Annotated in this window: 15 protein-coding genes; all 15 read left to right on the forward strand. The window is 37.8% G+C overall.

Translation table 11 applies throughout. The features are described from left to right. Positions 1-183: 183 nt before the first annotated feature. The 15 genes from Q360_RS0110560 to argH all read left to right on the forward strand — a co-directional run bounded on the left by Q360_RS0110560 (position 184) and on the right by argH (position 15,319). Positions 184-1,047 carry a polysaccharide deacetylase family protein gene (locus Q360_RS0110560; protein ID WP_027077072.1) on the forward strand — a complete coding sequence of 288 codons (864 nt, stop codon included), beginning with the start codon at positions 184-186 and terminating at the stop codon, positions 1,045-1,047. Positions 1,048-1,138: 91 nt separating this feature from the next. Further along, positions 1,139-1,921 (forward strand): agmatinase, encoded by a 783-nt coding sequence (gene speB / locus Q360_RS0110565; RefSeq protein WP_027077073.1) that lies wholly within the window; start codon positions 1,139-1,141, stop codon positions 1,919-1,921. A 52-nt stretch (positions 1,922-1,973) separates the two neighbouring features. Further along, on the forward strand, positions 1,974-3,317 hold the full coding sequence (locus Q360_RS0110570; RefSeq protein ID WP_027077074.1) for a hypothetical protein: 1,344 nt from the start codon (positions 1,974-1,976) through the stop codon (positions 3,315-3,317). Between the two features lie 237 nt (positions 3,318-3,554). Further along, positions 3,555-4,163: a GNAT family N-acetyltransferase gene (locus tag Q360_RS0110575; protein ID WP_027077075.1), complete on the forward strand. Its 609-nt coding sequence runs from the start codon at positions 3,555-3,557 to the stop codon at positions 4,161-4,163. Positions 4,164-4,177: 14 nt separating this feature from the next. After that, a complete protein-coding gene (gene argG, locus Q360_RS0110580) occupies positions 4,178-5,359 on the forward strand; it encodes an argininosuccinate synthase (protein ID WP_027077076.1) in 1,182 nt (393 codons plus the stop codon). Positions 5,360-5,375: 16 nt separating this feature from the next. After that, the gene (gene argC, locus Q360_RS0110585; protein ID WP_027077077.1) at positions 5,376-6,350 is read left to right on the forward strand and encodes an N-acetyl-gamma-glutamyl-phosphate reductase; all 975 of its coding nucleotides are present in this window, start codon (positions 5,376-5,378) and stop codon (positions 6,348-6,350) included. A 129-nt stretch (positions 6,351-6,479) separates the two neighbouring features. Continuing rightward, entirely contained in the window at positions 6,480-7,280 is an 801-nt protein-coding gene (gene proC, locus Q360_RS0110590) for a pyrroline-5-carboxylate reductase (protein WP_027077078.1), read from the forward strand. Between the two features lie 66 nt (positions 7,281-7,346). Continuing rightward, a complete protein-coding gene (locus Q360_RS0110595; RefSeq protein ID WP_027077079.1) occupies positions 7,347-8,471 on the forward strand; it encodes an aspartate aminotransferase family protein in 1,125 nt (374 codons plus the stop codon). Further along, the gene (locus Q360_RS0110600) at positions 8,471-9,667 is read left to right on the forward strand and encodes a glutamate-5-semialdehyde dehydrogenase (protein ID WP_027077080.1); all 1,197 of its coding nucleotides are present in this window, start codon (positions 8,471-8,473) and stop codon (positions 9,665-9,667) included. The genes Q360_RS0110595 and Q360_RS0110600 overlap by 1 nt, the downstream gene beginning before the upstream one ends. Before the next feature lie 2 nt (positions 9,668-9,669). After that, complete coding sequence (proB, locus tag Q360_RS0110605) at positions 9,670-10,437, forward strand: glutamate 5-kinase (protein WP_027077081.1); 768 nt, start codon at positions 9,670-9,672, stop codon at positions 10,435-10,437. After that, a complete protein-coding gene (locus tag Q360_RS0110610; protein WP_027077082.1) occupies positions 10,434-11,369 on the forward strand; it encodes a Rossmann-fold NAD(P)-binding domain-containing protein in 936 nt (311 codons plus the stop codon). Before proB ends, Q360_RS0110610 begins: the two co-directional genes overlap by 4 nt. 1 nt (position 11,370) lies before the next feature. After that, positions 11,371-12,120, forward strand: coding sequence for an SDR family NAD(P)-dependent oxidoreductase (locus Q360_RS0110615; protein WP_027077083.1), 750 nt, complete (start codon positions 11,371-11,373; stop codon positions 12,118-12,120). 1 nt (position 12,121) lies between these two features. After that, positions 12,122-12,901: an acetylglutamate kinase gene (gene argB / locus Q360_RS0110620; protein ID WP_027077084.1), complete on the forward strand. Its 780-nt coding sequence runs from the start codon at positions 12,122-12,124 to the stop codon at positions 12,899-12,901. A 2-nt stretch (positions 12,902-12,903) separates the two neighbouring features. Next, the gene (locus tag Q360_RS0110625; protein WP_036195655.1) at positions 12,904-13,971 is read left to right on the forward strand and encodes a M20 family metallo-hydrolase; all 1,068 of its coding nucleotides are present in this window, start codon (positions 12,904-12,906) and stop codon (positions 13,969-13,971) included. Between the two features lie 70 nt (positions 13,972-14,041). After that, positions 14,042-15,319 (forward strand): argininosuccinate lyase, encoded by a 1,278-nt coding sequence (gene argH, locus Q360_RS0110630; RefSeq protein WP_027077086.1) that lies wholly within the window; start codon positions 14,042-14,044, stop codon positions 15,317-15,319. Positions 15,320-16,602: the final 1,283 nt, after the last annotated feature.

Raw genomic sequence — 16,602 nt, forward strand, 5'->3', positions numbered from 1 at the left:
AAGTGCTTTGGTATAAAACGAGTGAATCTTCTCTAATTTTCAACCAAAGTGTTTCTTTAATACTCTCATATAATACGCCTAATCTAGTAATCGAAAAGGCCTCTTAATAGCTTATTACATAATGTAAACTACAACCGATAAAAACCGTCACTATTTTGTTATCTTAGACATTATCTACATAAAATGAACACTGCACAACAACTAGGATATTCTGAAAATACCAAACTATTAATTATCCACGCAGACGATGCCGGACTTTCACACTCACAAAACAGGGCTACTATCCGTTGCCTTGAAACAGGAATCGTAAATTCTTACAGTATTATGGTACCCTGCCCCTGGTATTATGAAATCGCTGTTTTTGCAAAGAACAACCCGAAATTTGATTATGGCATACACCTAACCTTAACCTGCGAGTGGAAAAAGTATAAATTCGGACCCGTTTTACCCCTATCTGAAGTACCCAGTTTGGTAGATGAAAACGGACATTTCTACAAAACCCGTGAAGAACTTAAAAAGAATGCTAAGCCAAAACATGTAGCCAAGGAGTTGGATGCGCAAGTACAAAAAGCATTGAAATTCGGATTAAAACCAACACATTTAGATGTTCACATGTATAGTGTTGGAGCACATGCCGACTTTTTTGAAGCATATAGAAATTTAGGTAAAACTTATAAACTTCCCACTATGGTAAGCGGAGAGTTACTTTCTATGGTTGGGTTGAATCCAACGCAAATCATAAAACCAGAAGATTTAACTACGGAGAAAATACACATTGGCAACTACGACCTATTTGTAGCTGGCACCCTAAGCGAATACTATGCAAAAGCGTCTGACAACCTGGTTCCCGGACTCAATGTGCTTCTACTTCACTCTGCTTATGATGATATGGAAATGAAAGGTGTAACAACAGGCCACCCCAATTTTGGAAATGAATGGCGACAAATAGATACCGACTTTTTTACCGACCCAAAGAACAAATTGCTATTTGATAGAGAAGACATTCGGTTTGTTACGTGGAGGGAGCTAAAATCGGTACAGCGATAATTTTAGAAAGCTTAGGTTAAGTATTACAACCTATATATTTACAACTGCATACGAAAAATACGAACTTCCATTTTTAGAATAAAATAAAACAATGACTAAAATAAATATACAAGGGCTAGTGTGGGATGCTAAATCTTCTTTTCAGCGCGGACCGGCAAAAGCACCGGCTTTAATACGGAAAGCACTCTACAGTGATTCCATGAACCTATTTTCAGAAAATGGAATTTCTATAGAAAGCGAAGTTATTACGGACAAAGGGGATTTTGAAATAAAGGAATATTTTGATATTGAAAAAATTACCCGTGACCACTTAAAAACAGGCAATAAGATTCTTTCTTTAGGAGGAGACCATTCGGTTACCTTTCCCGTCATTAAGGCCTATTATGACCACTATCCGAAACTAGATATTTTACATATTGATGCCCATGCAGACCTCTACCACGAATTTGAGGGCGACCCGTATTCACACGCATGCCCCTTTGCCCGTATCATGGAAAATGGTTTTGCCGTACGCTTAGTACAAGTAGGTATCCGAACCTTAAATCCGCATCAAGCAGCGCAAGCAAAAAAATACAAGGTAGACATTCAGGAAATGCGCCATTTACATGCTTTGTCCGTTCCTGAATTCAAAAACCCTCTTTATATTTCTTTAGATATGGACGGATTTGACCCAGCCTATGCACCGGGCGTTTCGCATAACGAGCCAGGTGGACTCTCTTCGAGACAGGTCATAAATATGATACAAAACATAAATACAGAAGTTGTTGGAGCCGATATTGTAGAATACAATCCGGATAGGGATATTCAGGATATGACCGCTTACCTCGCTGCAAAAATGATGAAGGAACTTTTAGGTAAAATGATAGAAAGGTAAATTTCCAATAGGTAAAAACTATTAAATTCGTCGACATAAACAACCTAATTTAATGGCCAATAGTACCATCATATACCTGAAACTACATAAGGTACCTCTCATACTGGCCCTATTAAGCATTGTTTTCTATTACACTTTTGCCTACCACTTGGAGCGAACTGATTTCCCGAAACTTCTAGGTCTCTTTGCCGCACTGTTCTTTTTATGTTATAAATTGATACAATTCGAGAAATGGAATTTTAAATTGCTCTTGGCAGTCGGTATCCTATCACGGCTTGTGTTTTTGCTTACGGAACCTAATCTCTCACAGGATTTTTATCGGTTTATATGGGACGGACAATTGGTTCTAAATTTCATAAACCCCTATTTAGAAGTTCCCAATAGCCTTATTTCAAAACCCAACCTCATCATCCAAAATGCCGAGCAACTCTATCAAGGTATGGGTAGTTTAAGCGCCAAGCATTTTAGCAACTACCCACCCTTAAACCAGCTTTTATTTGCGCTAACGACATTTTTAGGTGGTAAAAGTATCCTCGGTTCTGTTATAGCGTTGCGAGGCATAATTATACTAGCTGATGTGGGCGTTTTCTATTTTGGACGTAAACTTCTGAAAAAACTAAACCGTTCCCCACACCTAATTTTTTGGTATTTCCTAAATCCTTTGGTGGTTATAGAACTCACAGGAAATCTTCACTTTGAAGGCGTTATGCTGTTCTTTTTTGTGTGGTCCATGTATCTGCTATCCGTAAATAAATGGCAATGGGCCGCTGTGGTTCTCGCCTGTTCCATATCGGTTAAATTGGTGCCTTTATTATTTTTACCGCTGTTCCTAACCCATTTCGGTCTTAAAAGAAGCATCCTCTTTTATATCCTTGTAGGCCTAACTTTGGTTGTACTGTTTACTCCTTTTTACACATCGGAATTCATTCATAATTATTCAAAAACTATTGGACTCTGGTTTTCCAACTTTGAATTTAACGCAGGTTTATACAACGCTGTTAAGCAAATAGCGATTCATTTTGATGCCAAACCATGGGAACTCATAAAAACATATGGCAAAATAACACCCGTCCTTACCATAGGCATTATCCTACTGTTTACTTTCCTAAGAAAAAACCAAGACCTTCGGGTATTATTGTCCTCTATGATGTGGGTACTTACGCTTTACTACTTCCTATCGGCTACCGTGCATCCATGGTATCTAATTTTCTTAGTAACGCTTTCTATTTTTACAACATATAGATACGCCGTAGTATGGTCGGCGGCTGTGGTATTGAGCTATTTCGCCTATTCACAATTAGGTTTCAAGGAAAGCTTATACCTTCTTGCTATTGAATATATTACAATATATGGGTTGATAATCTATGAAATTGGTATGCATCGTAACAAATCCTAAACTATTTGTATTTTTTCTCATCTCCTTTAGGATAATTCGATAATAATTGTACATTTACTTTATAATGACAACAAAAGCACATATACATACTTCTACCTGGATTTCTATTCCGGTTGTCACTTTTGTTAGCGTACGCCGCCGTCGCCCGTAAGGGTATAAACTATTTATGGAAATAGGTGAGTCCATTTCCGCATAAACAAAATCAATTTATTTTTTACTTTCTAAAACCCTATAGCAATGAAACTTGTTGTTGCTAACGAATCACATTTTAAATACGCCCAAGATATTTGCGATACCATTGAGGAATCCGCAAAAGTCAGAGGTACTGGAATCGCAAAGCGTACACCAGATTATATACAGAAAAAACTACATAATGGTAATGCCGTTATTGCCTTGGATGGCGACATCTTCGCCGGTTTCTGTTATATTGAAGTCTGGGGACATGGAAAATATGTTGCTAATTCTGGCCTAATCGTACATCCTAGTTTTAGGGGACAAGGGTTAGCGAAAAAAATAAAACAGCTGGTTTTTAAACTTAGTAAAGAGAAGTTTCCCGATGCTAAAATATTTGGTATTACTACCGGACTGGCAGTAATGAAAATCAACTACGAGCTAGGTTATAAACCGGTTACCTTTTCCGAACTAACCGATGATCCGGAATTCTGGAAAGGCTGCCAAACCTGCAAAAATTTTGATATCCTTACCCGTACGGAACGAAAGCTATGCCTTTGTACAGGGATGTTGCACGACCCTAAGGCAAAACCGGAAGCTAAGAAAGAAACCCTAAACAGGAAGGCGTTTAAACGGTTAAGAAGTATAAAAGAGTTTATTTTTAAAGAAAACTAAAAAATAGTAATATCATGAAAAAGCTTGTTTTAGCATATAGCGGCGGATTAGACACTTCCTACTGCGCCAAATATTTGAGTAAAGAGAAAGGATATGAGGTACATGCGGTAAGCGTAAACACAGGCGGGTTTTCATCCGAAGAAATAAAAAATATTAAGCAAAAAGCACTGGAACTTGGAGCAACATACTATACCTCCATAGATGCCGTGCAGACCTTTTATGAAAAGGTGGTGAAATATCTCATTTTTGGAAATGTCCTAAAGAACAACACCTATCCCTTATCAGTAAGTGCGGAACGTATCGTACAGGCTATTGAAATAGTGAACTATGCCAAGGAGGTAGGCGCCAAATACATTGCTCACGGCAGTACGGGTGCGGGAAACGACCAAGTTCGTTTTGATATGATTTTTCAAATTATCGCTCCAGAAATAGAAATTATCACCCCCATTAGAGATAACAAACTATCTCGTGAAACAGAGATTACCTATTTGAAAGAAAACGGAGTAGATTATCCTTGGGAAAAGGCTAAATACTCCATCAATAAGGGGCTCTGGGGAACCTCTGTTGGTGGTGAAGAAACATTAACCTCAGAAAAACCATTACCAGATAGTGCCTACCCTAGTCAGCTAGAGGAAAAAGAACCGTCCGATGTAAAACTCACGTTCAATAAAGGAGAATTGGTAGCGATAAATGAGGAAAATGATACTCCTGTAAACAACATTGAAAAACTGGAAGCTATGGCCAGCAAATATGCCATTGGCCGCGACATCCACGTGGGCGATACCATTATAGGCATAAAAGGCCGAGTAGGTTTTGAGGCTGCAGCTGCATTGATTATCATTAAGGCACATCACTTATTGGAAAAGCATACCCTTACCAAGTGGCAGCAGTTCCAAAAAGAGCAACAAGGTAATTTCTATGGAATGCTGTTGCACGAAGGAAATTATTTGGATGCGGTAATGAGAAATATAGAAGCATTTTTGACAGATACCCAGAAAACAGTTTCGGGAGACGTGTTCATAAGCCTCTATCCTTTCCAATTTCGGTTAAACGGCATCTCATCACCGCATGATTTAATGAACGCTTCCTTTGGTAGCTATGGCGAAATGAATGAGGGTTGGACAGCGGTTGAAGCGAAAGGCTTTATTAAAATATTATCGAATTCTGGGAAGATTTATAGTCATGTGAATAATTAGTGGTTAAACGTAAAAAATGATTAAAATAGGCATAATTGGAGGGTCAGGGTATACAGGTGGAGAACTGATTCGAATCCTATTACAACATCCGGCAACAGAAATCGATTTTGTATATAGCACCACAAGGGCAGAGAAACCCTTATCATCTGCACATCCTGACCTAATAGGGCAAACCGACATGACTTTTACAGGAGACGTAAACTTCAATGTGGATGTTGTCTTTCTTTGTTTGGGACATGGCAATTCTACACAATTTTTGAAGGAACATTCCTTTTCGAGTGTCACTAAAATCATTGATTTAAGCAATGATTTTAGATTACAGGCAGATGCTAATTTTAAGGGGAATAATTTTATATATGGCCTACCAGAACTGAATAGAACACAGATAGAAAATGCTCAATATATAGCCAATCCAGGTTGTTTTGCTACAGCAATTCAATTAGGACTGCTTCCTTTAGCAAAAGCAACAAAACTAAGTTCTGCCGTACACATCAACGCCGTAACCGGCAGTACAGGTGCAGGCGTTAGTCCATCCTCAACTTCGCATTTTAGTTGGAGAAATAATAATGTAAGCTGGTACAAACCGTTTACCCATCAACATTTAGGAGAAATTAAAGAGAGCCTAACATCCTTACAAAAAGATGCCAGTGAATTATTCTTCTTACCAAACCGAGGAAATTTTACTCGCGGAATTCTCGCTACTGCGTATACCCATTTTGATGGAAGTTTGGAAGATGCGCAACTACTGTATAAAACATTTTATAGTAATGCATTATTTACGCATGTTTCAGAGGACCCACTTAACTTAAAACAGGTAGTAAATACAAACCAATGCCATATCCATTTACACAAACACGAAGACACCTTACTGATAACATCAGTAATAGATAACTTATTAAAAGGTGCCTCCGGACAAGCAGTTCAGAATATGAATCTACTTTTTGGAATGGAAGAAGATTTAGGACTAAATTTAAAAGCTGTAGTGTTTTGAAGTACGACGTTAAACGTTAGAATTACAGATAGTTTACCTGCTAATAAGGAGGGATTAAGGGAGATATCTTGCGTAATCAAAAGAAAAACAGATTCCCGCATACGAGAGAATCGTGATAGAATACTGATAATGAAAATAGCAATTATAGGAGCAGGCAACTTAGGGTTATCAATAGCAACGGGTATTTTAAATTCCAAGGGGTCAAATCACTTATACCTTACGAAAAGAAATACAACTGAGATTTACAATTTCGAAAAGTATGGTAATGTGATTATTACCTCTGATAATAGAGAGGCTGTAAAAAAGTCAGAAATCTTGATATTTGCTGTACAACCTAGTCAATTAGAAGCAATTCTTGAAAATATAAAAGATTTGCTAACCAAAAAACACGTAATCATTTCTACAATTACTGGTTTTAGTATAGCGAAAATAGAGGCTATCATCGGCTCAAAGCACCATGTTATTCTTTGTATGCCTAATACTGCCATTTCAGTTGGTAAATCAATGACTTGTATTTGTGCAAATGAAACAGGAGAAAAACGAATAAATTTAGCAAAAGCCATCTTTAACAAAATGGGGCATACTTTAGAAATACCTGAGGAACAAATGCAAGCGGCCACTGTTATTTGTGCTAGCGGAATTGCCTTTTGGATGCGTTTGATTCGCGCCACCACACAAGGGGCAATTCAACTTGGTTTTGATGCTAAAGAGGCACAAGAATTAGCGATGCATACTGCAAACGGAGCTGCTGGACTCCTAATTCAATCAGGTAGTCACCCAGAAGCAGAGATAGACAAGGTAACCACTCCTAAAGGTTGTACCATTCAAGGCCTGAACGAAATGGAACACCAAGGGTTGAGCTCATCGCTCATTCAAGGTATTGTCGCTTCCTTTGAAAAAATAAGTAGAATAAAGGAAAGACAACTTTAAAGAAAAATAAACACAAATACAAAGGGTAAGCTTTCTCCAAACGTATTGAATTTGAATTTTAAAAATATGAACCTATTTGACGTTTACCCATTATATAACGTAACTCCTGTCTCAGCAAGAGGTATTGTAGTTACCGATGACAAAGGACAAGAATACCTCGATTTTTATGGAGGACATGCTGTCATTTCCATAGGGCATTCACATCCGCATTATGTGAAACGGTTAAAAGACCAATTAGATAAAATCGGGTTTTATAGTAATGCCGTTCAAAATCCATTACAGGTGGAGTTGGCGACAAAATTAGGACAACTTTCCCACTGTGAAGATTACAATCTTTTTCTATGTAATTCTGGCGCAGAAGCTAACGAGAACGCATTGAAAATGGCTTCCTTTCATACCGGAAAATCTCGTGTTATTGCATTTAAAAACGGTTTCCACGGAAGAACCTCGGCCGCTGTTGCGGTAACGGACAACGAAAAAATAAACGCTCCCCTTAACAAACAGCAGAAAGTCACCATACTACCCTTGAACGATATTAAATCTTTCAAAATCGAAATTGGAAAGGGAGATGTATGTGGAGTAATTATCGAGGCCATACAAGGTGTAGGGGGATTAGACGAACCATCTACCCAATTCTATCAAAAAATTGCCCAGTTATCAAAACAAAATAATGCAGTTTTAATTGCTGATGAAGTACAATCCGGTTTTGGTAGAAGTGGTGCCTTCTTTGGTTTTCAACATCACAATATTGAACCGGATATTATTAGCATTGCCAAAGGAATGGGGAATGGATTCCCGGTTGGTGGCATCTTGATACATGAAAGCATTAAAGCATCCTACGGACTTTTAGGAACTACGTTTGGCGGTAACCATTTAGCCTGTGTGGCGACGATGGCTGTTTTAGAAGTTTTAGAAAAAGAAAACTTACTTGAAAATGCAACCCAATTGGGTCTTTATTTTAGTAAAAAGGCCGCTGAAATCCCGCAGGTGAAAAGAGTAAAAGGCAGAGGGCTGATGCTTGGATTAGAATTTGATTTTGAAGTCGCAGAATTACGTAAAAAATTAATTTATGAGCAGTATCTATTTACAGGTGGTGCTAAGGATAAGCATGTACTTCGCATCTTACCAGCCTTAAATATTACCAAAGAACACATCGATATATTCTTCAATGCCCTTAAAAAAGTACTATAATGAACAAGCAACTGACTATCGAGAAACGAAATGCCGTATTAACTTCAATGGCTAAAAGCATCGCAGAAAGTCAAACCTACATTCTTACTGCCAATCAAATTGATTTGGATACGTATTTAGGGGATGATATTTCTATGCGAGACAGGCTAAAAGTGAATCAAAGTAAAATTGATGGTATGATTTTATCTCTGAATCAGTTAACGGCTGAACCCGACCCATTAGGTATTGAACGCTTTGCAACAACTCATAAGAATGGAATGCATATCAGTAATAAAACCGCTCCGTTCGGTACCATTCTCATTATCTATGAATCTAGACCTGATGTGACAATTGAAGCCACAGGTATCGCGTTCAAATCGGGGAATAAAATACTTTTGAAAGGAGGTAAAGAATCCTTGAATAGCAATCTGGTTTTAGTAGCATTATGGCATAAAGCACTCAAAGAAAATAATTGTGATACAACCTGGGTCACCTATTTACAATTTGATCGAACAGAAACACAAGCCTTTCTAGAAAAACCATCTCAAAAGCTAGATTTAATTGTTCCGAGGGGAGGTGAAAGATTGATTGCTTTTGTCAAACAACATGCCAGGTGTCCCGTAATTGTAAGTGGGCGTGGAAACAATTTTGTCTATGTAGATTCAGAGGCTGATTTGCAAATGGCTTTGGATATCATCATCAATGGCAAGACCACGAAAATATCTGCATGTAATGCTCTAGATAAAGTCCTGGTGGCTTCAGATTTGGTTGGAAAACACCAGTTTTTACAACATGTAATTCTAGAATTACAAAAAAGTAAGGTTGAGATTTTTGCTGATACTGCGCTTTCCAGCCTAGAGGGAACGAATCCTATTAAAGATGAACATATTTGGCATGAAGAGTTTTTAGATTATAAAATAGCCATTGGGCAAGCAATGAATTTGGAGGATGCCATTTTAAAAATAAATACCTTCGGTGGTGGGCATTCTGCAGCGATAATAACAGATAATACTAAAAAAGCAAACGAGTTTATGGAATCCGTAGATTCGGCTGCAGTATATCACAATGCGTCAACCCGTTTCACCGATGGAGGTCAATTTGGCTTGGGCGGTGAGTTAGCTATCAGCACAGATAAATTACACCAAAGAGGCCCTATCGGCTTACAGCACTTGGTTACAAATAAATGGTATGTAAAAGGCAACGGACAAACCAGATAATTATGGCCAAGAAAAGAATATTACTAAAAATTGGCTCCAATACCTTGACCAGGGAAACCAATCAGATTTCCAGAGGAAAAATAGAAGATATCGGTAGACAGATAGCGAAACTAACAGATGATTACGAATTCATCATTGTCAGCTCAGGAGCGATTTCCGCAGCTAAACAATTCGTAAAACTAGAGCACAACGGGGAGGAAATCAACATAAAGCAGGCCCTAGCATCTATTGGCCAACCCCATCTAATGCGTATTTTTCAAGAGAATTTTAGGGAGCTTGGTTTGTTTACTTCACAGTGTTTATTATCTTATTCTGATTTTGAAAAAGCTGAATCACAAGAAAATATTAAGAATACGATTAACGTCTTAGTTGCTAATAATTTTATTCCCATCATCAATGAAAATGATACTGTTTCAACAGATGAAATTCAGTTTGGGGATAATGACAAATTGGCTGCACTAACCGCTGCTCTGTTACAAGTAGACCTGCTAATAATAGCAACCAATACCGATGGAATCTATACAAAAGCATCTATAGCAAAAGGAAAACCTAAAACCATAACAACGGTTTCTAATATTAATGATTTGGTACAAGAAATCAGTCTGGAAAAATCATCTCATGGCACGGGAGGCATGCAGTCTAAAATTGAAGCGGCAACTATTGCTCAAAAAGCATTCATAGAAACATGGATTGTAAATGGATTAAAAGACAACTTTATAAATGACGCCCTCAGTGGCATCTCCCACTATACCAAAATAAGCATACAATGAACTACCTGTCTATAAAAGATATCGACGCTCTCCCCAATTGGGTTTCAGAAGCTCGTAAATTAAAAGAAAATCCAAGGGCTAATAAGGCCTTAGGAGCTGGTAAAACCATTTGCCTACTGTTCTTTAACAACAGTCTAAGGACCCGTCTTAGCACTCAAAAAGCTGCAATGAATTTAGGTTTGGAAGTGATGGTAATGAACTTCGGCAGCGAAGGTTGGCAATTAGAATTTGAGGATGGGAGGGTTATGGACCAAGGGAAATCAGAGCATATTAAAGAGGCTGCTAAAGTAGTTTCACAGTTTTGTGATATTGTAGCTATTCGTGCCTTTGCTTCCTTAACCGATAAAGAAAAAGACGAAACAGAAATTGTTTTAAATGGTTTTAAAAATTACGCTTCTATTCCTGTTGTGAATATGGAGAGTTCCGTTGGCCATCCGTTGCAAGCGCTGGCCGATGCCATTACTTTAGATGAACAAAAGACCATCAAAAGACCAAAAGTAGTGCTTTCATGGGCGCCACATCCAAAGGCTTTACCGCATGCCGTAGCTAATTCTTTTGTAGAAATGATGCAATTGCAAGATGCGGAATTTGTGATTACCCATCCCAAAGAATATGAACTGAACCCGGAAGTTACCAAAGGCGTGAAAATCGAGTACGACCAGAAAAAGGCTTTCGAAAATGCTAATTTTATTTATGTAAAAAACTGGAGTAGTTATTCTGAATATGGAAAAGTCTTGAGTCAGGATTCCAACTGGATGATGACACAAGAAAAACTTGGAGATGCTAAATTCATGCATTGTTTACCGGTCCGAAGAAATGTTGTGGTCGAAGACGCAGTTTTAGATGGAGAACAATCATTGGTCATTGAACAAGCGAATAACAGAACCTACGCAGCTCAAGTGGTTTTAAAGAGAATATTAGAAGATAACTAAGATGGACTTAAAGTTAAAAGATAAGGTATGTATTGTAACCGGCGCTACTAGTGGTATGGGTCGGGCCATTGCCAAATTATTTCATGCCCAAGGTGCAAAATTAGTTTTATCCGGGCGGAATAAAAAACGAGGCAATTCGGTTGTAAAAGAACTTAAGGGCTCTATTTTTATTGCAGGAGATGTTAGTGACCCAAGCTATAATGAACACCTCGTTAAAACTACTATTGAAAACTTTAAAAAGCTAGATATTGTGTCTATAAACGCAGGAATTTTAGGGCTTGGAAATGTTGTGGACTTGGCTATCAAAGATTGGCATACGACACTAAATACAAACCTTAGCGCTATTTTTTATATTTCAAAATATGCCATTCCACAGTTACAAAAGCAGCAAGGCACTATTCTAATAAATGCCTCCATTGCAGCATTCAAGAGCTTTCCGAATCATCCTGCCTATTGTGCTACTAAAGCAGCTTCTATAGCCTTAATGAAACAAATGGCGGTTGAGTACGCTCCTAAAATTAGGGTGAATGCCATGAGCCCCGGTCCTGTTGATACGCCCCTATTGTGGGATTCAGCCAGCGCTTTTAAAAATCCGGAAGAAGCCGTTGCTAATGCAGGAAAGGCAACATTACTGAAGCGTTTAGGAACACCGGAGGATATTGCAAAATTAGCACTGTTCCTGGTTTCTGACGATTCTACCTGGATTACAGGCACTTCAATGACCATTGATGGTGGAATACTAAATGCTTAAAATGAAACAGAAATTATCAATAATAAAAATCGGTGGCGACGTCATTGAAAACAAAACGGAGCTCCTACAGTTCTTAACGCTTTTCGCAAGTCTTAGTGGCTACAAAATACTTGTTCACGGTGGCGGAAGATTAGCTACACAAATCGCCACTAAACTCGGTATTAAATCAAAAATGGTCGGTGGCAGAAGAATCACAGACTCAGAAACCTTAGATGTGATTACGATGGTTTATGCCGGGTTAACAAATAAAACTATCGTGGCTCAATTGCAGGCGAATAATTGTAACGCAATCGGCTTAAGTGGTGCGGACGGAAATGCCATCCAAGCACACAAACGCCCCATTAAAGACATCGACTATGGTTTTGCAGGTGACGTTGATAACGTAAATAGTAAAATAATTTCAAAACTGCTACAGGCGGGTTTAACACCAGTTTTCTGTGCCATGACCCATGACGGAAAGGCGCAGTTATTGAATACCAATGCGGATACCATTGCTTCTGAATTAGCCATTGGTATGAGCGACATATATGAGACCACACTCTACTATTGCTTTGAAAAAAAGGGTGTTTTAAGGAATATTACTGATAAAGATTCCGTTGTGAAACATATCGATTCCAAAACCTATCAACAATTATTATCAGATGGAATAATTACCGACGGTATGCTCCCTAAATTGGAAAACTGCTTTCATGCCTTAAATAACAATGTAGGTAAAGTATGTATTGGACATCCTTCTATGCTACACCTAGAAAACGAACTTTTCACAACGATTACACTATAAAAATGACACAGCAACAACTCACTGAAACGGCCATTGGTTTATTAAAAAATCTAATTTCAATACAATCCTTCTCTGGTGAAGAAGATAAGACCGCCGACGCAATTGAAGATTGGTTCAAGGATTTTGATATTCCCTTTGAGCGCGTTAATAATAATGTTTTTGCTAAAAGTAAAAACTGGGACAATAGAAAACCAACTTTACTCCTAAACTCACACCACGACACCGTAAAACCTAACAAAGCATATACCAAAGACCCTTTTCATGCCCATGTTGAAGATGGTAAATTATACGGATTAGGTAGTAATGATGCGGGCGGTTGTTTGGTTTCGCTTATCGCTACCTTCACTCATTATTATGCAGTAGAAAACCTGAATCACAACATACTTATGGTGGCCTCAATGGAGGAAGAAAATGCCGGACAGAAGAGTTTACGGGGATTACTGCCACAATTACCAAAAATAGATGTCGCCATTGTAGGCGAACCTACCTTAATGGATTTGGCCATTGCCGAAAAAGGTTTGGTAGTATTTGATGCGGTAGTGAAAGGCACACCCTCACATGCCGCGCACCCAAATGATAATAATTCCATTTACAATTCCATTAAAGTATTAGAATGGTTTAAAAATTATAAATTCAAGAAAACTTCTGAAGCTTTGGGCAATGTAAAAATGACGGTTACCCAAATCAATGCCGGTAATCAGCATAACGTGGTTCCCGCGCAGGTGACATTAGTAATTGATGTTCGAGTAAACGATTCCTACTCCAACAAAGAAATTGCTGATTTGCTCAAATCAGAAGCACCTTGTGAAATAAAAGAACGCGGTCTTAGACTAAACTCCTCCAAAATAAATAAAGCCCATCCCTTAGTAAAATCAGGAATAGCATTAGGAAGAAAAACCTATGGTTCCCCTACCCTATCCGACCAAGCTGCATTGACATGCCAATCTCTAAAATTAGGGCCAGGAGATAGCACACGGTCCCATTCCGCAGATGAGTATATTTACCTACAAGAAATTGAGGAGGGAATTGATTTATATATCAAAATATTAGAAGGATTCCTTAAAACATAAACATAAGTATCAAATACAAACTCAAAATTCTTGTGTTTGCTACCTGATATTTGAATTTGAATATAACACTATGAAACTCTGGGACAAAGGCTTTAGTACAGATAAAAAAATAGACCACTTTACCGTGGGCAACGATCGCGAACTTGATTTACATTTGGCAAAATACGATGTCATTGCCTCAAAAGCGCACGCTAAAATGCTGAGGGAAATTGGTCTGCTGACCGAAAAAGAGACCAAGGAACTGGTTACCGAACTGGATAACATAGCAGCAAAAATAGAAGATGGTTCTTTTATTATTGAAAATAATTTTGAGGACATGCACTCCAAAATCGAATTCCAACTGACTTTGGCTTTAGGGGATACAGGCAAGAAAATCCATACCGCACGATCTCGAAACGACCAAGTTTTGGTAGCCATGCATTTATATTTAAAAGATGAACTTGCGGAAATCAAATCAATGACTAAAATATTTTTTAATTTGCTGTTAAACTTGGCAGACAAATACAAGAGAGTACTCTTGCCTGGTTATACACATCTGCAAATTGCCATGCCGTCCTCTTTTGGACTATGGTTCTCTGCCTATGCCGAAAGCCTCATTGATGACCTTTATTTTATTGATGCAGCATATAAAATTGCCGACCAAAACCCCTTAGGAAGCGCTGCCGGTTATGGCAGTTCCTTTCCTATCGATAGGAGCTTTACAACGAAAGAAATGGGTTTTGAAACCATGAAATATAATGTAGTGGCTGCACAAATGGGTCGTGGTAAAGTGGAGAAAGCTACAGCTTTTGGTATGGCGAGTATTGCTGCAACCCTTTCAAAAATGGCGATGGATATCTGTTTATACATGAGCCAAAATTTCAATTTTATTTCTTTTCCAGATGAGTTAACCACGGGTTCCAGCATTATGCCGCATAAAAAAAATCCTGATGTATTTGAACTGGTACGAGGTAAATGCAACAAGCTTCAATCTATCCCTAATCAACTCACCTTGGTCATTAATAACCTTCCTAGCGGCTACCATCGCGATTTGCAATTGGTTAAAGAAATCATTGTACCTGCCATACAGGATATGAAAGCTTGTTTAGAAATCATGAGTTTCAGTTTACGGGAAATACAAGTGAACGAAAGTATTTTGGAAGACCCAAAATACGATTATCTCTTTAGCGTAGACACCCTAAACGAACTCGTGCAAAACGGAATGCCCTTCCGGGATGCCTACAAGCAGATGGGAAAAGAAATTCAAGCGGGCACCTTTAAACCAAAACGAGATATCAAACACAGTCATGAGGGTAGTTTAGGTAATTTATGTTTGAACGAGATTAAGGAGAAGATGGCTAAACTTTAGCATCTATACTTTCAGGGACAATAGAGGAAGCACATGAAATAAAAATTTGTGCTCACTTCGCACTTTTTGGCTACAAACAGAAATATAAAATTGATTGGCAACGAATAAAGAATAGATAACAACTTAATTTGACTCTAGAGGTTTCAGTTGATGATTTTTCCAAATCTAAATTTACAGAGAGATCTCTTAGAAAGGAAATTTTCAGATTAGTAAGATTTTTAAAGATGAAGAGTTTGTTTATTTTTTGAATAGTTATTCAGCAATTAACGGTATCGAACCACGGAAACTTTAAGCAAAACATGTTAGACATCAATATAAAATGAATTCTAACTGCTCCCTTACCATACTCTTTGAATATAAGTTGAAAGGAATTCAAATCTTCATAAAAACCAAGATTGACAATTAGGATTATTAGTTCCATTATGAAATTCGTGAAAAAACCAATGGAAAATAACAAGCAATACAAAATCTTAGAAGAGAACGGTAATAGTATAATTGTTGAACCCTTCATATGATAGGTAAAAGTTTCCTTATAAAATTCTACTCATAGGCGTCGCCTTTCTATTATTGTTTATTCTTGGATTATATCTTACCCTTAAAATCAAAAAGAAAGACTTAGCTACATAATTTCCTTTTGCAGAGTTAATAGGCACCGAATATGCCATAAAAAATGTTTGCTATATCACCAAGAATTACGAACACCATGTACATGAGCATCCTTACCTTCTAAAATTCACAAATAAATTTGATTCGGAAGCAGGTGAAGCCCATGAAATCCAGATTGGTACGAGGCTAAATTTTAGAGCTGTAAAAGCGTTTACAAATTGGACAAGCGGCTTGACCAGCATGTATGTTTTTGGCGAAATTTACATCGAGGAGATACAACAAGAAGTTGATTTTGAATACAACTGGAATGCTATAAAACCTTACAAAAGTAGCGATTACGAGAACTACCTCATATATGCAAAAACGCCTTGGCAAAAAGCTGCACTACCTTACAAAATTTCAGCTGGATATGTTAGGAAAAATGAATACACTGGCCCTTGACCACCTCAAACAAAGCTTTCAATGAAGTTTTTTCGGGAATCTGGAATACAAATAACTATATGGGAAACCAGGATTTTGAAAACACCACTTTTGAAAAAATAGATGAATAAGTACGTTTAGATATTTCCACTTACTCATTTGGAACATATTGCTGTTATATATTTTAAAAGATACACAATAAAATATCGCACTAGGCCAACTGGCTTCAGACAAAATTAAGCACTGTCAACATCGAC

Origin of the sequence: Maribacter antarcticus DSM 21422, assembly GCF_000621125.1 — a bacterium.
GTDB classification, from domain to species: domain Bacteria; phylum Bacteroidota; class Bacteroidia; order Flavobacteriales; family Flavobacteriaceae; genus Maribacter; species Maribacter antarcticus.